Source organism: Paenibacillus sp. G2S3 (assembly GCF_030123105.1).
Taxonomy (GTDB): Bacteria; Bacillota; Bacilli; order Paenibacillales; family Paenibacillaceae; genus Paenibacillus_AQ.
The window spans coordinates 1,583,391-1,606,663 of the sequence record NZ_CP126095.1 but is presented as its reverse complement, the minus strand read 5'-3'; the positions used below and the strand labels follow the sequence as shown (position 1 = coordinate 1,606,663).

At 43.0% G+C, this 23,273-nt stretch carries 14 protein-coding genes; 3 read left to right on the top strand and 11 right to left on the bottom strand.

The window, feature by feature from the left end; genetic code table 11:
- The first annotated feature begins 269 nt into the window (after positions 1-269).
- Positions 270-2,924, top strand: a complete 2,655-nt coding sequence (locus QNH28_RS07135; RefSeq protein WP_283912076.1) for a cation-translocating P-type ATPase — start codon at positions 270-272, stop codon at positions 2,922-2,924.
- A gap of 118 nt (positions 2,925-3,042) precedes the next feature.
- Here the strand turns inward: QNH28_RS07135 and QNH28_RS07130 are convergent, their stop codons facing one another.
- The 3 genes from QNH28_RS07130 to QNH28_RS07120 form a co-directional block, all read right to left on the bottom strand.
- Complete coding sequence (locus QNH28_RS07130) at positions 3,043-3,489, bottom strand: V4R domain-containing protein (RefSeq protein WP_283910762.1); 447 nt, start codon at positions 3,487-3,489, stop codon at positions 3,043-3,045.
- Positions 3,490-4,126: 637 nt separating this feature from the next.
- Positions 4,127-5,344, bottom strand: coding sequence for an MFS transporter (locus QNH28_RS07125; protein ID WP_283910761.1), 1,218 nt, complete (start codon positions 5,342-5,344; stop codon positions 4,127-4,129).
- A gap of 208 nt (positions 5,345-5,552) precedes the next feature.
- Positions 5,553-6,557, bottom strand: a complete 1,005-nt coding sequence (locus QNH28_RS07120) for an ROK family protein (protein WP_283910760.1) — start codon at positions 6,555-6,557, stop codon at positions 5,553-5,555.
- A gap of 469 nt (positions 6,558-7,026) precedes the next feature.
- On the opposite strand from QNH28_RS07120, the gene QNH28_RS07115 reads away from it, so the two are divergent.
- Entirely contained in the window at positions 7,027-8,958 is a 1,932-nt protein-coding gene (locus QNH28_RS07115; protein WP_283910759.1) for an ATP-dependent DNA helicase, read from the top strand.
- A 185-nt stretch (positions 8,959-9,143) separates the two neighbouring features.
- On the opposite strand, the gene QNH28_RS07110 is transcribed toward QNH28_RS07115, so the two are convergent.
- From QNH28_RS07110 to QNH28_RS07080, 7 genes are all read right to left on the bottom strand, one after another.
- On the bottom strand, positions 9,144-10,328 hold the full coding sequence (locus tag QNH28_RS07110; RefSeq protein WP_283910758.1) for a sensor histidine kinase: 1,185 nt from the start codon (positions 10,326-10,328) through the stop codon (positions 9,144-9,146).
- 200 nt (positions 10,329-10,528) lie between these two features.
- On the bottom strand, positions 10,529-14,332 hold the full coding sequence (locus tag QNH28_RS07105; RefSeq protein WP_283910757.1) for a GH32 C-terminal domain-containing protein: 3,804 nt from the start codon (positions 14,330-14,332) through the stop codon (positions 10,529-10,531).
- An 86-nt stretch (positions 14,333-14,418) separates the two neighbouring features.
- On the bottom strand, positions 14,419-15,312 hold the full coding sequence (locus tag QNH28_RS07100) for an ROK family protein (protein ID WP_283910756.1): 894 nt from the start codon (positions 15,310-15,312) through the stop codon (positions 14,419-14,421).
- Between the two features lie 21 nt (positions 15,313-15,333).
- The gene (locus QNH28_RS07095) at positions 15,334-16,815 is read right to left on the bottom strand and encodes a glycoside hydrolase family 32 protein (RefSeq protein ID WP_283910755.1); all 1,482 of its coding nucleotides are present in this window, start codon (positions 16,813-16,815) and stop codon (positions 15,334-15,336) included.
- A 130-nt stretch (positions 16,816-16,945) separates the two neighbouring features.
- Positions 16,946-18,556: an ABC transporter substrate-binding protein gene (locus tag QNH28_RS07090; protein ID WP_283910754.1), complete on the bottom strand. Its 1,611-nt coding sequence runs from the start codon at positions 18,554-18,556 to the stop codon at positions 16,946-16,948.
- 61 nt (positions 18,557-18,617) lie between these two features.
- A complete protein-coding gene (locus QNH28_RS07085; RefSeq protein WP_042125286.1) occupies positions 18,618-19,499 on the bottom strand; it encodes a carbohydrate ABC transporter permease in 882 nt (293 codons plus the stop codon).
- A gap of 17 nt (positions 19,500-19,516) precedes the next feature.
- Entirely contained in the window at positions 19,517-20,431 is a 915-nt protein-coding gene (locus QNH28_RS07080; RefSeq protein ID WP_283912075.1) for an ABC transporter permease, read from the bottom strand.
- Between the two features lie 471 nt (positions 20,432-20,902).
- Between QNH28_RS07080 and QNH28_RS07075 the strand changes: the two genes are divergently transcribed.
- A complete protein-coding gene (locus QNH28_RS07075; protein WP_283910753.1) occupies positions 20,903-21,940 on the top strand; it encodes a LacI family DNA-binding transcriptional regulator in 1,038 nt (345 codons plus the stop codon).
- A 199-nt stretch (positions 21,941-22,139) separates the two neighbouring features.
- On the opposite strand, the gene QNH28_RS07070 is transcribed toward QNH28_RS07075, so the two are convergent.
- The gene (locus QNH28_RS07070; RefSeq protein WP_283910752.1) at positions 22,140-23,189 is read right to left on the bottom strand and encodes an NAD(P)-dependent alcohol dehydrogenase; all 1,050 of its coding nucleotides are present in this window, start codon (positions 23,187-23,189) and stop codon (positions 22,140-22,142) included.
- Positions 23,190-23,273 lie beyond the last annotated feature (84 nt).

The window sequence follows — 23,273 nt, the reverse complement described above, 5'->3', positions numbered from 1 at the left end:
AGAAGATCACAGATTATTCATTAAAAAGATTTCACAATATGGACGATTATGAATGATCTTTTTTTAGATATGCGCATACTAAGCTCGTTGTTTTGAAACTTGCGCCAAGTTGAATCGTAAGTTTGAAGATAGGTCCTGAAGTCTACTGATTTGACGAACTGATATACCATACTTGTGTTAGAACACGCAGTTATGTGCACTTATGCAGTAAATCGAAGCTTATGAGACCTAAAAAAAAGACACAGCACAGCGGAGAGGAGCTATCATTAGTGGAGTATTACCGCAAAAATGTAACAGACAGTTTACAGGAAGTGCAGAGTACAACTAACGGGCTTACGTCGGCAGAAGTCGACAAACGACTGGAACGTGATGGTTACAATGAATTAAAAGGAAAGAAAAAAGATCCCATCTGGAAGCTTTTTCTTGAAAATTTCAAGGACCCTATGGTGGTTGTACTGCTTATTGCGGCCATTGTTCAGATTGTTATGGGTCAAGTTATGGAGTCGCTTATCATTTTCCTCGTGTTGATTCTCAATGCAGTTATAAGTGTCATCCAAACGCGTAAAGCGGAGAGTTCACTCGATGCCCTGCAGCAGATGTCGGCACCTGAGGCCAAAGTGTTGCGGGATGGAGCCTTGAAAACTGTTCCTGCTAGAGAGCTTGTTCGCGGTGATATCGTATTACTGGAAGCCGGAGATTTTGTACCCGCCGACGGCCGTATCATAGAATCGGGAAGCTTGAAGATCAATGAAGGCATGCTGACCGGAGAATCCGAAGCTGTTGAAAAGCATACGGATACCATTGCGAAGGAATCTCCACTCGGAGACCGCCGTAATATGGCATTTAGCGGTTCCTTGGTTGTATATGGCCGTGGAACTCTTGTAGTAACAGGAACTGCACTGACAACCGAAATCGGCAAAATTGCTGAGCTCATTGAGAGCGCCGAAGCCAAGCAGACGCCACTACAGCGTAAGCTCGAAACCTTTAGTAAGCAGCTGGGCGTTGCGATTATCGTGCTCTCCGTTTTGATCTTTGCCATACAGGCCGGACGTGTCTGGCTGTCGAATGATACAGTAGATACGACGGAAGCCATCCTGAATGCGCTAATGTTTGCAGTCGCTGTAGCAGTCGCCGCTATTCCTGAAGCGCTATCCTCGATTGTAACGATTGTCTTATCCGTAGGTACGAACAAGATGGCTAAGCAACATGCGATTATTCGTAAGCTACCGGCCGTCGAAGCACTTGGATCAACCAGTGTCATCTGTACGGACAAAACCGGTACCCTGACCCAGAATAAAATGACGGTAGTAGATTACTTTTTACCGGAAGGTGATCGTGATCAATTCAATCAAAAACCCGAAGAATGGTCCGAGGAAGCCCGGCGCCTCCTACACATTGCCGTGCTTTGTAACGACTCTAACATTAATGAGGATGGTAAAGAATTAGGCGATCCAACTGAGGTGGCACTTATTGCCTTCAGTAACAGCATGAATAAAGATTACAAGGAAATACGCGACAATTTCCCTCGTGAAGCTGAACTTCCTTTTGACTCGGATCGCAAGCTGATGACGACCTTGCACACTTTTAACGGACAAAAAGCAATGATCACCAAAGGCGGACCAGATGTACTCTTTGGTCTTTGTACGCATGTACTACTAAGTGGACAAGAAGTGCCGATGACACCGGAAGATCTTGATCGTTTCATTGAAGCCAATGAGGAATTCTCCAGCAGAGCATTACGTGTACTTGCCTATGCTTATAAAACCGTACCAAATACAGTCACTGAAGTGGGCCTTGAGGATGAACAAAACCTGGTGCTCGTAGGCTTGACAGCTATGATTGATCCCCCTCGGGAAGCTGTCTACGGTGCGATTGCAGAATCTAAGAAGGCTGGAATTCGGACCATCATGATTACTGGTGATCATAAGACAACCGCACAAGCGATTGGACGCGATATCGGCCTTATGACCGAAAAAGAAATTGCCGTAACCGGTCAAGAGCTCGATGCCATGTCCGACGAAGAACTGGATAATAAGCTGGAGCAGATTGGTGTGTACGCCCGAGTCTCCCCGGAGAACAAGATCAGAATTGTCCGTGCATGGCAGCGAAAAGGCAAAATTACAGCCATGACCGGTGATGGTGTAAATGACGCGCCTGCATTGAAGCAAGCAGATATTGGTGTTGCCATGGGTAGTGGAACTGACGTTGCTAAAGATGCGGCAGCCATGATTTTGACGGATGATAATTTTGTATCTATTGTTAATGCTGTATCTGTGGGCAGAACGGTATTCGACAATATCAAAAAAGCGATCGCCTATTTATTTTCAGGCAACCTGGGTGCGATTATCGCCATCCTCTTTGCCCTGATTTTCGACTGGATTAATCCCTTCACGGCGATTCAGCTTCTATTCATCAATCTGGCGAATGATTCTCTCCCAGCCATTGCTCTTGGTATGGAGAAACCTGAACCAAATGTGATGAGCAGAAATCCAAGAGAACTGAAGGAAGGTATATTTGCCGGAGGAATGATGCAGGCTATTATTACCCGTGGTCTACTTATAGGTATAGCCGTAATTATATCCCTGTATATCGGACTTCAGCATTCCCCTGATATGGGCGTGGCCATGGCATTCACAACCCTGATTCTGTCTCGTACGCTTCAGACCTTTGCCGCTCGCTCGAACAGTCAAACAGCTATTGAAGCTGGCTTTCTCAGCAACAAATACGTCATCGGAGCCGTTCTGGTCTGCTTTGCCTTTTACGGCATTGCGGTTCTGCCAGGGGTTAGAGAAATCTTCTCGATTCCGGCTTCGTTCGGAATGTCCGATTGGCTGATTGCAAGTGGTCTGGCACTCGGCGCCGTCATCCTAATGGAATTGACGAAGGTTATTCGTAGAGCGTTTACTCCTAAATCAGCTTCCTAAACACAATTGAACAAAAAGACAAAACAGCGATTCTCCAAGAATGGAGGATCGCTGTTCTTCTGTCGTTTACAGATCTGATTAAAGCATCCGTATTATGATCGAAATATCAGGTGAATTTTTAATATTTGACTATGTATTCACAACATTCATCCCCATGAACATTACATTTCACTTCCCGGACGGAAACTCGTTTCCCACGTATTTTGGTAAGTGCTCCTTCGATAATGGCCCCCTCCAAGTCACATACCATTTTCCCTTCCATAATAGGTAACCCTTCGCAGAAACAATCGTGTACTGTAATCGACATCCCCTTGTCATCTTCATGGGTTATTATAGGGATCCCTATCTTCAATTGTTCGAATAGCCCGAATAGTTCCTTCACCGAGGTAACGCCAAACTCTTCCCCAATTTTTCTTCCTATGGTCAATGTTGTGCCCTTACCATTCATGGGTAACGCTTGATATAATCCAATAAGTCTAATCGTTCTGAAAAGCTCTAAGGGTACAGCATCACCCAAATTTCCCCTCTTTATTTTTTTCATATCTGTAAAAGTAAAATGATCCATGCCCGTAGCCTCCAAATTCTTATGGAATTTATATTTCAAATTTAATTGATATATTGAGTATAAACGTATCCAATAAACGCTTAGTGATCTTACGCACATGGAATATCATTGTGATCCAGTCTATATATACTTTATAGCTTAAGGCAGTTCATCCGACTGAGTAAAAAATAAACCTTCTATATTCATTTTATTATTCTCGGACCATACTCTGACTTAACAAAAAAGCAACTCCCCCTGTGGGCAAGTCGCTTTTTAAATGCTCATTTGTACATCTCATCTTATTATCTTCTAAATTTCGTCGAGATTTTCAAATCCGTTGAATATTGTCGGAGGATTAACTGACATGATCATCAATTTATATATCTCTCTTTCCACCTTAAATCGCAGAACCTTCTTTAGCTTTTCGGGTCATTAACATAGCTACCAAGATGCATCACTTGCACACACAAACGCTCTATGATCTTGTCCAACCGAACGGACTCCACATCGAGATGTCTTTTTTACATTTCACCTTAATTACTCAAACAGATCATTCACGGAACGGATAGGCTTCACATCCATCGATTCCTTCGATGCGGCTAGGTTAAAATACGCTGCGGCCCAGACGATTGCGCATAAAACGATATAAACCATCTCTTTATCCCCTCCCTTGCATGGGTTCGCCCAGAAGTCTATTTACTGTCTCTGCACTCAGAAACATCAATGACAGTAGTGCAAAAACGACAAAGGGGAACAGATCAATACTTGTACGTACGGCAATAAATCCGAATAACGGTGGAATTAGTGTTGTTCCCGTGTATGCTACAGCCATTTGATAGCCCATCAATTGGGCTGAATTCTCTCTGCCAAATCGAGCAGGTGTTTCATGTAGAAGACCCGGATAGATGGGAGCGAGACCTAAACCGATTAAGAGGAATCCGAGCAGCGATAAGGACGAATGCAGCGGTAATAAAAGAATTACACCACCTGCAATAGTTACCAGTTGACCGTAACGGATAAGTAGGCGGTTATGAACCTTTAAAGCGATGAATCCTGTTGTTAACCTACCAACTGTGATGCCAGCGTAATACAAGGCAATCCAACTAGCAGCCGTATCAGCAGTGATCTCTCTTGTACTGACCAGGTAACTAGCACCCCACAGTCCAACAATCGTTTCTATCCCGCAATACAGCAGGAAAGTAAGAAGAGATGGTCTCACACCTCTTAACCGAAGTACGCTAGTATGAAGCTTCGTTGTCGCTGCAGCTTCACCATGGAGATTTTCTACCCGCTCCATATCCTTCGAATGCAGTTTCTCCTGCGTTGTAGCCACCCGTTTCCATAGGGGGAGCGTCACAAGAAGAATGATCACAAGTAGGAACTGAATGATCGCAACAGTTGCATAACCGCTCCTCCATGACTGAGGGTTTACAAGATTGACAGCCATGATCATCGGTCCCATCGTTGCCCCCACACCCCAGAAGCAGTGCAGCCAGCTCATATGGTGAGCCTTGTAGTTTTCGGCCACATAGTGATTCAATGCCGCATCCACCGCTCCTGCCCCAAGACCAAGTGGAATGGCCATAACTATGAACCAGAACATCGATGGAGCAATGGAAAATCCGAGCAACGCTGCCGCGGTAAGGAAACAACTGAATAATGTGATTCTCCCCGTACCCAGAAGCTCAACTATCCTCTTGCTGAACAGACTAGACACAATGGTCCCTCCAGCAATGATCATGGACACGATACCCGCCGAGCCAAAAGATGAACCAATCTCGGGCCAGATAACAGGCCATGCCGTGCCAAGTAAAGAGTCAGGAAGTCCGAGACTGATAAAAGCCAGATAAATAATAATCAAAAACCAGGTAGACAAGCATGCTCCCCCCTCTTGATACAAAGTTTCGATGTACGAGAAAAGAAATCATCCACATACTTAATAAATATACTTTATAAAGACTACATAATAAGTATGTGGTATATATATTCCTTTGTCAAGCAGTTGATTAATGGCCACATTCATCCTGCTCAAAAAAAAAGAGGGTTGTCCCAAGCAGCCATTTCACGGCTTATGGGACAACCCCTCAACGGAGCTCGGGCAAATCGGGCTCCAATGACTTTAGTGTCAGCCAGCGCAAGCCGGCCTCGAAATCTTCTTGAAATGTATTTTGAAAAACGATCTGTGGATAAATTGGCATAGGATGCTGAAGTTGATAAGCTTCCCAGGCAGGTGTCCAGATCTCTGTTTCCACCTTGTCCTGATAGATTACAATTTTGTCCGGAGCAAGGACGGCATTCACGGTTTGGATGATTCGGCAGATCGTATCGATGAATGTGTCCTTGACCATCTCGAGACTCCAGTCGGGCATATCTGGAAGGAATTTTATCTCCCCTGACATACCCTGATTGCCTTTGAGAATCTTTCCATTCAGATAGATTCCCATACCAGGCGGGTACCTAGTCGGAAAGTAGAGACCAAGCAAGTACTGCTTCTCATCTTCCCCCTGCTTCATACAATATCCGCTGACAGCTGCATTAACATCATTCTCAACCAAAATAGGCAGCCCAAATTGATGCTCGATCTCCTGAATCATCCGTGAGCCAGTCAGCTCATGGTGGCTACTGACTTTAATCTCGCCGTTAACAGCCTGTCCCGGAATGCCTAAGCCAATTACCTTTATGGAAGGATACAAGGCCACAGAATTTCCAATAATATCATAGATAAATTGTCTTTCAAAGACTGGAATAATATGTTCATCCTTCGCCAGAATCTCGTTCTCCAGATTCACGACGGTGGCGGAAATCAGCACCTGCCCCTCTTTTTCCTTCAGGTACATGACCAGCGCGAGGCTGAAGTTGTAATTGTAGCGATAAGTTTGTGCAGGTCTACCGCCGTTTGATGGCACAGTCAAATCTTCAAACAGCTCACCTAACTCGTGCAGCTCCTTGACTAATGAGTTTACTGTTACGACGCTCAGTTTGGTCAGTGATGCCAGCTGGGGTTTGGTGGCAGTTGTTACACGTTTCATCACTTGACGCACGTTGTTAAGGTTGATTTCCTTCATTAAGTTGGCGTTTGCTATTCTCATAAGCCCCCCTGTTGGATAAACATATGGATCAATTCATCAGGTATTCATCTTAAGTATGATTGTACCTTAATGTCATCTAGTTTTCATCTTCATGCCTGACAGACGACAGAGTTGGACAATATGCTCTTGGCCTGAATTCACATGGGCTGGTGCGTTTGTGAGTTATAAAACTACTTATTTAAACAAAACACAACTCATCCGCTGACAAGTCGCTTTCTAAACACTGTACTGTTAACAGATAAAACTTGGCCAAATAAAGAAACCATTAAGACATTATTTTATATTCTGACACTTGACTGTTAGCGCTTCATCTACGATAATTACAACCTCACCCAAAAAACTGGGACTGGAAGAAAATTGATAATGAAAAGGGGCGGTCGTTATTAGCTGGTTAAGTGATCTATATAAATTACAGAAGCGGGAGCTAAAAAAGGACATCGAGCCCTCTTTAGTCAATGCCATCTTTCGGATGTATGATAGATTCCCCAGGATTGGACTTAAAGAGCGGATCGGCCAGCAAGATATGTCTCTGGATATCGCTGATGCTTATATTAATGGTCAAAATGCGATGATTGAAGCTGGAGTCGGCATCGGTAAGTCTTTTGCTTACCTTATTCCCAGCCTGCTTATTAACCAGGTCTCAAGGCAACCGATCATTATTGCAACCTCCTCCATACAACTTTCAGAACAGATACATAAAGATCTGAGATTCATCGGAAGCCGGCTCGGATTTACATCGGTTCGCTCCGTAGTCGGAAAAGGCATGGGACAGTATGCTTGCCGGTACAGGGCAGTAGACCTGTTACACCCTGATGATTTAAGTTCTCCTCTGTCTGCCCTTGCCCAGCGTATTGTGGATTATGACATTGATGAGAGAGCAGATATTAAGGGTGGGGTTAGTGATGCAGTATGGTCTAATGTCTGTGTGAATGATTGTAAATTTGAACGATGCCATTATAAAAGTACATGTTCTTTTTACGAGATGAGAGCGAAGATTAACACCGACGCCAGCGACATGGATTTTATTATCGTCAACCAGGACCTGCTCATCCGTGATTTGATCAAGAAGAAAGAAGGAACGAAGGGATTAATCACTGAGAGGCCAGCTCTGATCGTAATTGATGAAGCTCATAATCTGGAAGCAAAGGTTAGAGATGCTAGAACGCTCGAGTTTACATATCGGGGAACCTGCCGTATTCTAGATGACACCTTACAGATTCTCTTCAAGCAATCCGCAGATAACGGCCTTATGCCGCAATTTAAATTTTTAAAAAGATGTGTGGGTCATATTTTCAAACAGGTAGAGGCGGATTTGCTGCAAACTGCCAAGCAGGATAATGACCGGATAAAAGTGCCGGAGATCACAGGGATTCCGTTAAAGCGGGGGGCTCAGGTTTTGAAAGAGTTTAGTCTCAGCTTATCCGTCTTAACTTCCAAGCATGAGCGAGAGATCGATAATCTTTTTGAAGCTATGAACGGACTTATAGATCTCTTTGATGTGCTCGCCGGAGTCCAGGATAACTACCTGATCTGGGGAAGCAATGCCAAGCGTGAGGCCACTATTAGTATCTGTCCTAAAGGTATAAGCCAGTTCCTAAGATTTAGCTTATTTAACGGAAAGACATCTGTTATTTTAACGTCAGCAACCATGTGCCAAAGCGGAGAAACACTAGAGGAGCAATATGCATATCTGACGCAATCCCTCGGTTACAAGGGAGATTATATGGAGCGCCAGGCTTCGCCGTTTGATTATGACAACCACACCATGATGTATATTGCCAAGGACATCCCTTACTACAACCATCAGAATAAGGTAGGTTATCTTGAAGCGGCATACAAGGAAATGCTGAGGCTCTGCAATTTAACGGACGGGCGGACATTGGTTCTTTTTTCAGCGAAGGAAGATATGAAGTACATTCATAATAAGTTAACATCCGAGAAGCTTGCATGGGCGGTGCATGTTCAAAGAGAAGGATCATCTCAAGATGGGGTGATCGCTGAATTCCGTGGCAGTAAAGGTGTCCTTCTTAGTACTGGTGTATTCTGGGAAGGCGTAAATATCGAAGGTTCTGATTTGTCGCAGTTAATTATTTTCCGTCTGCCCTTCCCTGTTCCTTCCGATCCTGTCTATGAATATAAGGCATCTTTGGCGAAGGATCCCTTAAATGACGTTTTTGTACCGGACATGCTGCTTCGGTTAAGACAAGGAACCGGGCGACTGATCCGTAGTGAGACTGACCTTGGTGTACTCAGCATACTTGATTCCCGTCTGTCCGCTGCTGCGAAAAAGGATTACCGGGATAAGGCACTGGAATCTTTACCCTTTAAAAGGGTTACCGAGGACTTTAGCGTTCTGGGGAAGTTTGTAAAAGAAAAAAGGATACAGCTTAGTGACAAGTAAAGATGGCTGTGCTGTCCTCTATGTAACGCGATGCTTCGGAAGCAGCGATACTGCTTATAGCCGTTCCAGCATGAAATATCATACTCAAGCCTGATGAGCTTCTGTGCCAGGCTTGTTTCTTTTGCTGTATTTACTCTTCAGAATATAATCGTTGAACATTGTCGGAGGATTTACTCGGTTGATCATCAGTTTATATTATAATCAATTACCCAAGGCAGAAAAACCATCACGCTAGTCCCTACCTGAACTTCTGAATCCACTTTAATTTGCCCCCCGTACAATTCTATTAATTGTTTACAAATCGATAATCCAATTCCTGTCCCTTTTTGCTTGGTTGTAAAGAAAGGGTCAAATATTCGTTTTAATTTATCGTGCGGAATCCCCTCTCCATCGTCTTTAAAAATAAGTATAATTTCGTTAGTCTCCGCATCGGTTGTAACTGTAATATCTATTCGGCCTCTAAACGCTGTGAATGAATCAATACTATTTTTCAAGATATTCAGGATTACCTGCTCTAGCTGGGAGGCACTTCCATACGTTAGTACTTCTTCTTGAGAATACTCCACGGAAAGAATAATATCATCACTAAGTATGAGTTGATTTACAATGTTATTAACTCTATGTATAACCTCAATAACGTTAAATATTACGCCGTTATTCTTCGTACTATCACCTTTTCGAGCCAATACTAGGAAGTCCGTTACTAATCCATTCAGCGCATCAATCTCATTGATGGTTATATCCAGATAAGCACGCAATTCATCCGCCTTGATCTCCGGTTCATATAGCCTGTTATTCACTAGCTGAGCAAATCCTTTAATAGAAGCAAGCGGATTCCGTATTTCATGCGCCATACCTGCTGCCATTTGTCCCATAACAGCAATTTTTTGTTCATGTAAATGGTCAATCTGTTGATTTTTATTAGACAAATACCCTTGTGCAAAGCCAGTAAACCGGGTCCAGTTGCATTCCATTAAACGATTATAAAAAAGCAATCGATTCGTGGAACCATCTACAATCTCTTCAATAATCTTAAACATAATATTCTGAGCGGTTAAGTTTAAATCCTTGCTCATTTCAAGTAAGATATCAAAATGATCACCGAATATTTCTGTAGTAAAAACCCCTTGCTCAAACCCTTCTTTTTCTACTAGTGTTAGGTACTGATCGAAATCAAAAGAATCCAAGAACAATGCTTCGATCATACTCATTAATATCGTACTGAGTGATGAATCTAACAATTCCTTATGCGTCTCTACAAACCAGACGGATTCGATATTTTTCATAGTTATAGAATGATAATGCCTGTCTAAAATGATTGGAACAGCTAGGATTAATGACGAACGCAATGCATTTTCTCTGTAAGACATTTTCATCCTCCTTCTTTGTTGTTTTGTATTCAATATTTATATATATTTTCCTGCTTCAAAAAAACAGTAAGTCACTATATTTTACAAAACCAATAGTTTTACTTAATTAATAAAATTCACGTCTGTCCGACTTGCTTCTACTATAAAAAAAGAAGAGCTGCCAGATTAGCAGCACTTCCATTAATTCTATCTTCCTCATATTAATTCGTAATTACCCACTTTTGTCGATCAAGAGTAGGATCAAGCTCGCTTAGAGACAGCGTCGTTCCATCCGCTGATACTTCCAGTGCTTTCTTATGATGAGCAGAAATAATACTTACGGTACCATCATCATTTTTGTGAAGAATCCAACGCTGATTGTTATATCCGAGATAAGGGTACAACTGAATTTTATTTTTCCCTGTGTCGAGATCAAGCGCCTGACCGGCTGTTGTACGAATGGAATAGGAACCTACATCATCCCCCGTCGGCACGAATACCCACTTCTGATCCGTAGAATCATTCGCATCCTTCAGGGTAACAGCTTCACCATTTGCAAGATTTGCTGTATAGAGAGATTTCTGTAGTTTTGCATTTACTAGACTGGATGTGGTCAAGTTGGCAGGTGTTTCTCCGCTCACGTTAACGTTCTGATATGAAACATATCCACCAAATACATGTAATCCAAAGCGACCTTCTGCAAATGTGCCATCCTGGAGGTCGATCACTTTCTGCCCGTCCACATAAACTACAATATGCGGGCCCTTCGCTTCGATTTTTACTTTATAGGTTTGACCCGGCTGAATGAACGTCGGAACTTTCGCCAGTATTTGACGCTCTTCAAAACGGCCTTCGATTTTATAAAAGAGACGTACGGACTTCATATTCGGATCCAGATTTAAGTAGTATCCGCTGCGCCCATCTTCGCTGGCTCGGAACAACATAGAGCCTGCTCCCCCGGATTTCCCTAACATCATATCTGCTTCATAAGTAAAGTCTCCAGCCTGCTTCTCTGCGATATAATTCGCGTCACTCAAGTACTTTCCACGAATTCCATTTTCACTAATGACCCAAGAGGCTGCAGAAAGATCTTTAGTCCATCCACCTAAGTTCGTATGAAATTCACCATCAGTTACCTTAACTAATACGCTTGTTGATGTCTTCCCATTTGGAGTAGAGACAGTAATGATAGACTCGCCTTCTTTTTTACCTACAATGGTTGCCTGTGAGTTATCTGCCATGTTTAGTTCAACTACATCTTTGTTACTGGAATTCCATTTCAGCGGCTGTGCACCATTCCCTGTTCCATTCTCTACCATTGCCAAGAGTTTGTCGCTTTGCCCCTTGCTCAATTCCCGATCATTTGTATCCATCATTATCTTGGTAGCGGAATTGGAATCCTGATTCCATACAGAGCCTAACCGATTCACCTTCAGAGATACGACTTTTACGTTGCCTCCTTTGGTGTAAAAGCTCAAAGCTCTGCTAGCTGGATCCGGAAAAATGACATCAGAGAAAACAACTTTACCGTTGTTACCAAAAACCTCAAGAGAAGACTCGTCTACAAGGATACGCATCTTAACACGCTTATTCTCCGTTTGCATTGGCGCTTCATGTCTTGTATTAAATAAACTCGAAAAATCCGTCAAACCAGATGCAGACCGATCCACGAAAATCTGACTCTCACTAGGTTTATATCCAACTACCGTTTTCTGATTTCCACCTACACGAACGTTAAAGCCAAATTCATTGACCTGACTGCCTGCAGGAATTTCTACTTCAGCTTCAATCTCGCACGCACCAGAAGTAACGCCTTTCAGTAGGTTCTGAGAAGAAGGACTCACCACTTTATTAGCTGTAGAATACAGCTGACTACGTAACGATTCTAACTCCTTGATTGGGCTTTGGGCGAGCTGAATCCCATCTTTAGTCGTTACTAATGAGACTTCCCTTGGGATTGACAGTACGCCTTTCCAATTGGTAGTCGGGAAAGCAAATGGATAGTCCCAGTTTGTCATCCAAGCCATCATTACACTGCGATGATCTGGCATGTTAGAAAAAGACATTGATGCGTAGAATTCTTTCCCAAAATCAGTTCGCAATACTTTGCCTGCCGGATTATCATTTACGAATTTACCTTCCGCTGTTAAATGACCTACAAAATATTCAGCATCTGATCCGCCTGTTTTTGAATTCGCTCCTGTACTAATCATCAGAACCCATTTTTTCTGTGATGTTCCGTCTACCGAAAGCTGAAGCAAATCCGGACATTCCCATACACCGCCGCGAACATAGTCCCCGTATCCCCAACTATCTGTCAGGGTCCAATCAAGTAGATTCGTTGAAGTAAAGAAACGAATATGATCTCCACCGGATACAACCATTACCCACCTGTTATTGTCGTTATCACGAATAACTTTCGGATCACGGAAATCCCAACCTCCAGGCTCATCTCCATTATCGCCTGGATTCTCGATAACCACTGGACGCGCCTTGGAATATTCCCAAGTACGACCTTGATCCTTGCTGTATGCAAGACCGATACGCTGATTCCCATTCGGTCCATCGGGATTATAGGAAGTGTAATATGCAATTAGCCCCTTACCTCCTGAATCCCCGAACAAACCTGATGCATTCGTCAAATCTGCCACAGCCGATCCAGACCAGACATGTCCATGATCGTTCCACGGCAGCGCAATCGGAAGCCGCTTCCAGTTCAGCATATCTTTACTGACAGAATGTGCCCATGTGCCTCCGTCCTGATGGAATAGATGATATTCTCCTTCGAAGTAGACCAGTCCATTCGGATCACTTGCAGAACCACGAATTGGCGTATAGTGATATTGAGGACGATATTTTTCATTATAATAACTGCTAGCATCCGTCACATAAGTATCCTGGAAGTATGCCGTTCCTTGTTTAACGACGATACCTGCATATCCATCGGTGTAGGTTTTATCTGTTAGATCGATCGCGGCCGGGGTGTATCCGTCTAGAAAGACCTGAATTCTGTTTCCCTTCGCTTTTATCTCTACGTGATGTTTTGCTGCTGTCTGACTTGGATAGGTCTGCTGTGAACTTGCAATGGTTGTTCCGTTAGCTTTCGTCAGACTTACACGAACCTGATTTCCTTCCTTCTTAAGGGCTGCTTCATATCCCTTTGTTCCATCAGCCGATGAACGAAAGGCGAGCGCTGCAACAGAATCAGGACGAAGAGATATATTTCCTTCATATACAAAATCAGCAGCTTGTTTGTTATAAATTTGCTGTGACTTACTCTGGTTTACTACCATTCCTTTTTTGCCGTTGATATTAGGCTGCCATTGTCCTTGATTTGTAACCACAGCACCCAAATTTCCTTTCAGGTCGCTTACGATTATGTTTTGGAACAAAACAGAACCATCCCATACATTGAGTCCTAGCTTACCTGTACGATACGCGTTATCCTGAACCTCAATCACAGGTTTATATGCATTGTCCCAATATACTTTCAGTGATGAACCCACTGCTTTCACCTTGAGATGATAGATTTCGCCTGCCTTGACTGTAACCTTCCGCTCCTCTTTTAATTTCCCTTCACCATCACTTGCGTCTCGTAAGCGGATCATACCTGCATTCGGAACAATTTGGAGCATGTAGGAACCCCAGCCATCTTCATTAGAACGGAACAATAAGGTCGCATCAGCTTCCATATCCTTAATCATGACGTCAGCTTCATAGATAAAATCCTCTGACATCGTTTCGGAGATTGCCATTACATTTTCTTTTGGATCGGAAGTCAGTAAGATTCCTTCAGGAGTATCCACCAAGTTACCTTTTCCTTTTATTTGCCAACCTGTCATGTTCGTATTCGTTTTGGTTACGCTTTCAAAAATAGCGAGTCCCTCCTTAGCTTGTTTGCTTACCTCCTGATCAGCGAGCGCAGCCCATCCAGTCCCGGGATTTACTACATAAATGCCTGCTGAAGTCATAACAAGCCCTGTTGCCATAAGAAAGCATAATGCGACTTTTCCTTTATATTTCATCTTCTTCAGCCTCTTTTCTGTCATTAATATTGAAAAACAAGAAGGAGGCCAATTCATTACTGCACTGACCTCCTCTCTATATTCTTTTACAATTGAGCAGAAATCTGACTTTCCAGTGCTGTGAGTCCAAGAGCCAGAGCACCGCATAATCCCGCCTGTTGGCCTAGTCCTGGTGGAACGATATACTCATCTATGTGTTCCAAAATAGTACTTGAGCTGACATAGCCGTTCAGGTTTTGAAGCACAGCCTGACGGATCAGTGGAAACAATTGTGACTGCTGCATAACACCACCACCCAGAATGATTTTCTGAGGAGAGTTAAGCAATATAGCACCCGTAATCGACTGTGCAATATAAAATGCTTCCATTTCCCATGCAAGGTGATCCATAGGAAGTTCATGGCCCTTCTTCCCCCACCTTGCTTCAATAGCAGGACCTGCCGCCATCCCTTCTAAGCAGTCCCCATGATAGGGACATCCCCCTGGGAATACATCGTCAGGATGTCGTCTCGTAAGAACATGACCCCCTTCAGGATGCACAAGACCATGAATGAGTTTGCCTTCCGAATACACTCCCACACCAACACCCGTGCCAACTGTATAGTACAAACAGCTGGACAGCCCTTGGGCAGCGCCCCATTTGGCTTCACCAAATGCCGCTGCATTGACGTCCGTGTCCCAGCCAAAGGGAACCGAAAAGTTTTTTTTCAAAGTGCCCAGCATATCGTAATTTCCCCACCCTGGCTTTGGTGTTGTTGTAACGTAACCATACGTCGGGCTGTCTGTGTGAATATCAATCGGACCAAACGATCCAATTCCGATAGCTTCTACTTGCTTGCCTTGAAAATATTGAATAACTTTGGGCAACGTCACCTCAGGATGTTCTGTTGGGAAACTAATCTGATCTTCAATTTCCCCATTTTCATTCCCAATGCCACATATAAACTTCGTCCCGCCAGCTTCAATCGCTCCTATACGCATATACATGACTCCTCTCGATGACTAATTCTTGTCTTGCTCAGCAGAGGGAGTAAGCTCATAGATATCCAGGGAAATCAGCAAGTCATTCTCATTTTCTGCAAACACAGCTATACCTTTAGATTCTAGTCCAGGGAATATAAGATCCGTAATCACTGCCTGACCCCCATTACTGAACGCCTCAACTGAAGAGCGATCCACAAAAATACGGAGATCATTTGACTCATCAAGCGCTTCGAGCTTGGCTGAATGATGTCCTACGAAATGTTCGTGGAAATCATGCTGACCTGAAGCCATCCGATCTACATAAAGCTCCTCTGTCTCACCGTTAATACCGATTATTGTTTGACTATCCGCACCTACTCTTACTTTGAAGCCTACAGATTTACCTCGAGTGAACTCAGCTATAATCTCATAAGATTCCAAGTGAATCTCCTTAAGAAGAGTATTGATTTCTTGCACCGTTGCCTCTTTCACAGAAAGGACTTGTACACGAGCAGATTCCAACTCTTGGACCGGCTTCTGCACAAGAAGGATCTCCCCTTGTCTTGATTCGAGTTGAAGCTCCCTTGCAATCGTCATCGCGCCGCGGAATTCTTCTGCCGGCGTCTTATTAGCATACATCCAGTTGCTCATCCAGCCGATAAATAGTCGTCTTCCATCTTCAGCCGGTATATCAGACCAGCTTACACCTGCATAATTATCTCTTCCATAATCAATCCAGCGAACTTTTATCGAATCTTCATCTGGTGTGAACACTTCTCCATCAAAATCCCCTGTGAAATACTGAGTTCTTGACCCTTCCACAAAAGCGGGATCCGCACCGATGCTCACAAGCATCACCCATTTCGTGTTCGAATGATCGCCATCAATAGCAAGCGGGAACAAGTCTGGGCATTCCCATACCCCGTCATGAGAACCGATCCCGTCTCCGAATTCGCTGGCATACGTCCAGTTAATTAGATCAGGAGAATGATATAAACACACCGTTTGACCACAAGCTACAATCATCACCCATTGATTCGTATCTTGATTCCAAAATACTTTGGGGTCACGGAAATCAATGAATGTATCATGTTCAAGTACCGGGTTTCCTTCATACTTCGTCCAGGTTCTTCCGTTATCATTACTGTAGGCCAAGCTTTGACGCTGAATGGCTGGCTTGCCTTCTGGCATATCCAAATGATGCGTAAAAATCGCTACTAAACCTGGTTTACCTTCAAAAAATCCAGTCGTATTATTCCAGTCAACTACAGCACTGCCGGAAAAAATCATACCTAATTCATCTGGAGCGAGAGCGATAGGCAGTTCCTCCCATGTAACAAGATCCTTGCTGACCGCATGGCCCCAGTGCATAGCTCCCATGGTCATTCCACCCGGATGGTGCTGAAAGAACAAATGATATTCACCCTCAAAATAAACCATTCCGTTTGGATCGTTCATCCACTTTTCCTTAGGGGAAAAATGATACACACCTCGGTAATTTTGTTTCGCAATCGTAGACATTATTGTTTTCTCCTTTACTCCCGTAATAAGATCTTAGTTCTAAGATCATCTCTCTTTATATAGATGAAGGTCGTGTATAGCAGTGTAACTGCATGGAACACGGCCTTCATCCCACAATATTAATCATTTGTTATTGGGTTGCTCTATCATATCCGCCTTGTTTAATTTCAAGCCATTCTTGCAAGCCCAGACGATCCAATTCTTTCAGATATTCATCCCACTGCGCTTCGACTTTACCGTTCTGGTACCATTCTGTGCGCATTCTAAGCACGTAGGCAAAAAGATCCGTTTCAATTGTCGTAAGGCGATCAAGCTCTTGAATGGAATGGAATACACTCGGCATTACGTTTTCTGCTTTCATATTTGGCGCCATGATATTCTTGATAATATCCATTCTGCTTTTGGCATCATCCGGCATGGTTGTGTATTTCCCATAATAAGAATCAAGAATAGCTAGGGGACCACCGACACTTGTTTTCTCACGTAGTTCTACAGGAGCTGCACCCTCCAGTGGCAAATGTTTCAGCATTCCTTTTTCTTTATCAAATTCGAAAATATTCTGCTGTTTTTCATCTCCATACGTCCCCCAGTTGTTCTGTACAGATTGAATCGGATCAAAGAGTTGATCAACCCATTTCGCTGTCGTTTCCAAGTTCTTATTGGCACTTGTGACAACCATCTTACCTCTTCCCAAACCAAGCGCGTTCGTTCTTGTTACGTTAACTTCGCCATCAGGTCCAGCAAGTGGAGGCATAACTTCATAGCTGTCATTATCTCCGGTGATGTTGGCCTTATCCCATGAGAAGTAAAGTCCGTATTTCTGATCCTTTCCTTTTGCAAGGTAAGTACTCCAGTCTTGTGTGTAGGCTTCAATATCAATGAGTCCTTCTTTATACAGCTCGTTAATAAAAGAAACGGCTTCCTTGTAGTCTTCTTGTGCCGCCGTAAATATCACTTTCCCATCATTGCTCACAACCGCATGGTCAGGGTTCTCACCCAATCCAAACGAAGCAAATAGGAATGCCAGATCTTCTGCTCCCGGCTTGTTAATAAAGGACAATGGAATTTCGTCAGCCTTACCGTTGCCATTTGGATCTTTTGTCTTGAATGCAATTAATACTTCCTTTAATTCTTCTGTTGTTTTAGGCATATCAAGGCCAAGCTTCTTAAGCCATTCCACATTGATCCAAGGCATACTATCTACCGCTTGGATTCTTTCTTTGCCGCTACCCAGCTCTTCAATCCATGGAAAGGCATAAATATTGCCATCTGGTGCCGTAATCATACTCTTATATTCCGGTGCTTCTTCCAGCACCTTTTTGAAGTTTGGCATATTATTCTCGATAAGATCATTCAGCGGGACGATGGCACCATCTTTAGCAAGCTTGAGCAGCTCATAGTCACTGTAGTCCGCATTAAAAATAGCATCAGGAAGATCACCGCTTGCCACAGCCAGGTTCCTTTTTTCAACAAATACGTCTTTCGTGAAATTCTTCCAATTAATATGAACATTCGTCTTTTCTTCAAGACGTTTATTAATCAGTTTTTCATTTGGATCCGTTGGTGCAAGTGGAGAGCTTTGCGTAATAAAGTTCAAAGTTACTTTACCGCTGGCGTCCTGTTCTTTACTAGCTGCACTTCCCCCTCCTCCTCCACCGCATGCACTAAGGAACATAAGTGAAGCAAGTACAGTTACAGAAGCTGCTTTCGTCGAAACTCTTGATTTCTTAATTCTTTTCATAGGGTATGACCTCCAAATTAGATATGAATGAATTAATCTTTATCTATGTGCAGCCTGTTTCCTACTTAAGGGAACCGACCATAACACCTTTTTCAAAGTACTTCTGGAAGAACGGATACATAACAATGAGTGGCAAACTGGAAACAACGATGGCAGCATACTTGATGATTTCAGACAATCGTTTCATTTCCGCCATGGCGAGTTGATCGCTGATCATGCCCGGATCTACCTGGTTCTGAATTAAGATGGAACGCAACACCAGTTGCAGTGGATGAAGATTCGGATTATCTAAATAGATCATAGCGTCAAAGTAGGAATTCCACTGGCCCACAAAGGCATAAAGAGCGAGCACAAAAACAATCGGTTTGGAGAGCGGTAATACGACACTGAAGAAAATCCGCATCTCCGAAGCCCCGTCAACATTAGCGGCTTCCTTCATTTCATTCGGAACTCCTTTGAAGAAAGTTCTAGAGAGAATAATGTTCCAAACATTGACTGCCCCTGGAATGATCACCGCCCATACTGTATCAAGCAGACCAAGGTTCTTAACGAGCAGATATGTAGGTATGAGTCCACCCCCAAAGAACATGGTGATAATAAACAAGGTCATGAAGAACCCTTTTCCTTTGAGCCTGTCATCGGACAGTGCGTAACCGGCACAGATTGAGACCAGAACGGTAATCATAGCAAATGAAACAGAGTATAAAACAGAGTTTCCAAAACCTCGGATCATGGCAGGATTAGAAAGAATTTTTTTATACCCTTCTAATGACCAGTCCGAAAGATTGAATGATAATCCTTTACTGAGCAGCACAGATGGATCCATAAAAGAGGCAATCACTACATAAATCAAAGGAAGTACGATGATAAGTACGGCCAGTGTCAGGAAGATCGCGTTCAGCACGACGATAAAGCGATCTAAGCCGGAATGTTTAATGGGCATAGCTTGTTGCTCCTTTCTTAGTAAAGACCTTCACCCTCATTCAGTTTCTTCACGGTGAAGTTAACTGTGAGGAGCAAGACGATGTTGATGATAGAGTTAAACAATCCTACTGCGGCTGAATAGGCATAATCGCCCGACTGCAAACCAATTTTATAAACGTAAGTCGGAATGATTTCTGAGGTTGGCAAGTTCATCGCCGTTTGCATGAGATAGGCTTTCTCGAAGCCAATCGACATAATCCCACCGGCTGCAAGGATAAATACGATAGCCATAATTGGGCGAATGGTTGGCAGATCGATATGGCGTATTCTTTGTAGAAGATTAGCGCCATCGAGATTGGCTGCATTATGTAACTCAGGATCGACATTAGCAAGCGCTGCTACGTAAATAATGGATGCCCAACCGGCTCCGGTCCAAATATCGGATAAAATGTAGATCGAACGGAAGTACTCAGGACGAGACATGAACATAATCGGTTCACCTGTAAGCCAGGTAAAAAACTGGTTAATCGGTCCCGTTGGGGACAAGAAGATAAACAACATCCCGACCACAACGACAACAGAAATAAAGTTAGGCGCATACAAGAACAATTGAATGTTCTTTTTGACGCCTGCACGGCGAATTTGATTCAACATCAAGGCAAGTAGGATCGGAATTGGAAAACTCAGAATTAATCCGAAGAAACTTAATTTAAGCGTATTCATAAAGATAACTTCGAAATTGGGGGAAGAAAGGAATTTCTCGAAGTTGTACAAGCCTACCCATTCACTCCCCATAATCCCTTTGATTGGGCTGAAATCTTTAAAGGCTATAATCGCACCATACATAGGACCGTATTTAAAAATAAGGGTCAGAATCACAGCAGGTGCGAGCAAAATATAAAGAAAGTAGTGCTTCTTTAGATAATTCATTAAGGAACTCTTATGTCTCATCACCGTTATTCCGTGTTCGGCTTCTATTGGGTTATGCAATGCCTTTACCTCCGTTCTTATCAATGTTTACATCTTGATGCAGTAAGGGCTTTCAAACTCACCTATGTCCTGCTGCTTTTACAATTTACCAAACACTCAATCGTTCGTCAATACATTTTGTAAAAATATTTATGTGCATATGACAAATTATTTTGTTCATAAATGGCATATGAATTTTTACATAATTACAAATACAGCCATTTTAAATATGTTCACATACTTTAATCTCATCATTCTCTCAATAAAATGAAAATATAGCTATTTTTTTGCACAGCAATAACCAAATAAAATGTAAACTAGATTGTTCATTTGTAAATATCGTGTTGCTATTTTAAGCAAACTAATATACATTAAAGAGAGTTGGAATAATGGCAAATAGTACACTATTTGTGGCGAATATTAAGAACAAGAATATAGAGGTGAATTACATAGATGGCCAGAGAAAAAGTAACCATACAAGATATCGCGGATGCTTTAGGAATCTCCAGAAACACAGCTTCCAAAGCCCTAAATGGAACGAATGGTATACCTGATGAAACCAGAAACAAGGTTATAAAGAAAGCGATAGAGTTAAAATATAAACAATTTGCTTTTATGGACACCGAGAGTGTTCAATCCAGAAACTCTGGAAACATCGCTTTATTAACAGAAAACTTACCTAACAATTCCCACTTTGGGTCGAAACTAATCAGTGGCATGGAAAAAAGAATCAGTGCAGAAGGATATAATTTATCCATGCACATTATAAGAGACATTGATCAAGAGTCCCTGTCTCTTCCAAATAATTTTGATGTCTCCAATGTAGACGGAATTATTTGTATTGAGTTGTTCAATTCGGAATATAGTAAGCTGATTACAAGTCTAGGTATTCCAACTATTTTCATCGACTGCTCTGCAGATGTCTGTTACCCTGAATTTCAAGCAGATGTACTTCTCATGGAGAACGAACACAGCACCTACCAACTTACCAAAAAGTTAATTGAGGGCGGTTACAAATCACTGGGGTTCATCGGGGACTATAATCACTGTAGGAGCTTTAATGAAAGATGGGTGGGCTTTAATCGCGCACTGATAGAATCCGGGATTCAGCTTGATCTCACACAATGCATTCTCGATGATGATCAACTATTTTTTTCGAGTCCAGAGTGGGCAGATACTAGACTGAGTCAAATCAATGAGCTTCCATCTGCTTTCGTGTGTGCTAACGATTATATTGCGGTTACCTTTATGAAGTCACTCAAAAATGTGCTTTCCATTCCTAACGACATCGTCATTTGTGGTTTTGATAACGGTCCTGAATCAAGCATCGTAGAACCCCATCTTACTACGGTTCATATTTATAGTAATGAGATGGGTGTCAAAGCAGCCGAAATGCTACTTTCCCGAATTAATGATCCGAAGCAACCCTATCAGGTTTCTCATATTTATACCAAACTCATCATAAGAGACTCTACACCTAATATCAGTTGATGAATTCATAATTTTGAGATAAAAAAACAACCTATGAAAATGAAGCAAAGAACCCAAGTGATTAAAATTCAATCGCTTGGGTTCTTTATGTTTGTTAGACTACAAGAATGCCAGTCTACTCCCTTATTATTGGGACGATAGCTCTTAACGGCATTAATCAAGCCAATGCACGATGTGATGTCATTAAAGAGAACGTCTCTTATTCGTTCCCCATCGTGCTGATGTCGATGACAAACCGGTAACGGACATCTGAAGCAAGCACACGCTCCCAGGCTTCATCAATCCGGTCAGCAGAAATGACCTCGATTTCAGATGCAATATTATGTTCAGCGCAGAAATTAAGCATTTCCTGCGTTTCACGGATTCCGCCAATCATCGATCCGGCAAACGAGCGGCGGTGGCCGATCAGCGAGAATACGTTAACTGCCAATGGATCAGCGGGCGCACCGACATTGACTAATGTACCATCCAGCGCCAGGAGCGAAAGATAGGCATCGATATTAATCTGCGCGCTTACAGTATTTACGATTAGGTCGAACGAACCGGCAAGCTGTTTAAATGTCTCCGGATCACTAGTGGCATAATAATGATCCGCCCCTAATTGCAATCCGTCTTCCTTCTTCTTCAGTGACTGTGACAACACAGTCACCTCAGCTCCCATGGCATGAGCGATCTTCACAGCCATATGTCCAAGTCCGCCAAGACCCACCACAGCTACTTTTTTCCCAGGAGCGGCTCCCCAATGACGCAGTGGTGAATAGGTGGTGATTCCTGCACACAGAAGCGGTGCAGCGGCGTCAAGCGGAATACTGTCAGGGATCCGAACCACAAAATCCTCGGTTACGACAATATGGGTGGAATAGCCACCTTGCGTATACTGCCCGTACCGGTCAATAGCTCCATAGGTGCCTGTATTTCCACTCAGGCAATACTGCTCCTCACCTTTATGGCAATTACTGCACTCTCCACAGGAGTCAACCATACAACCTACACCTACCCGGTCGCCCACTGAGTACTTTGTGACTTCAGAACCAATTTGGCTGACAATTCCGGCGATCTCATGTCCCGGAACAAGTGGATAGTTGACCGGTCCCCACTCCCCGCGGGCAGTATGAATGTCCGAGTGGCAAATACCAGCGTATTTAATCTCAATAAGAACATCATGCGGCTGCAGATCTCGGCGTTCAATTGTAGTTAGCTTGAATGGACCTTCCTGACTGAATGTTGCGCGTGCATTAACTTTTATCATAGTGAAACCTCTCTTCTAGATAATATTAAAATCTATAACGTCAGCTTTACAAAACATATGTTATTACTTAAAGTTAACTCTAAG

Bases quoted from the DNA above. Each gene is read 5' to 3' on its own strand.
- QNH28_RS07130 (WP_283910762.1), bottom strand. From the start codon at position 3,489: ATGGATCATTTTACTTTTACAGATATGAAAAAAATAAAGAGGGGAAAT.
- QNH28_RS07115 (WP_283910759.1), top strand. From the start codon at position 7,027: ATGTATGATAGATTCCCCAGGATTGGACTTAAAGAGCGGATCGGCCAG.
- QNH28_RS07095 (WP_283910755.1), bottom strand. From the start codon at position 16,815: ATGTCTACGATTGCGAAACAAAATTACCGAGGTGTGTATCATTTTTCC.
- QNH28_RS07100 (WP_283910756.1), bottom strand. From the start codon at position 15,312: ATGCGTATAGGAGCGATTGAAGCTGGCGGGACGAAGTTTATATGTGGC.
- QNH28_RS07120 (WP_283910760.1), bottom strand. From the start codon at position 6,557: ATGAGAATAGCAAACGCCAACTTAATGAAGGAAATCAACCTTAACAAC.
- QNH28_RS07075 (WP_283910753.1), top strand. From the start codon at position 20,903: ATGGCCAGAGAAAAAGTAACCATACAAGATATCGCGGATGCTTTAGGA.
- QNH28_RS07085 (WP_042125286.1), bottom strand. From the start codon at position 19,499: ATGCCCATTAAACATTCCGGCTTAGATCGCTTTATCGTCGTGCTGAAC.
- QNH28_RS07070 (WP_283910752.1), bottom strand. From the start codon at position 23,189: ATGATAAAAGTTAATGCACGCGCAACATTCAGTCAGGAAGGTCCATTC.
- QNH28_RS07105 (WP_283910757.1), bottom strand. From the start codon at position 14,332: ATGAAATATAAAGGAAAAGTCGCATTATGCTTTCTTATGGCAACAGGG.
- QNH28_RS07080 (WP_283912075.1), bottom strand. From the start codon at position 20,431: ATGAGACATAAGAGTTCCTTAATGAATTATCTAAAGAAGCACTACTTT.
- QNH28_RS07090 (WP_283910754.1), bottom strand. From the start codon at position 18,556: ATGAAAAGAATTAAGAAATCAAGAGTTTCGACGAAAGCAGCTTCTGTA.
- QNH28_RS07110 (WP_283910758.1), bottom strand. From the start codon at position 10,328: ATGTCTTACAGAGAAAATGCATTGCGTTCGTCATTAATCCTAGCTGTT.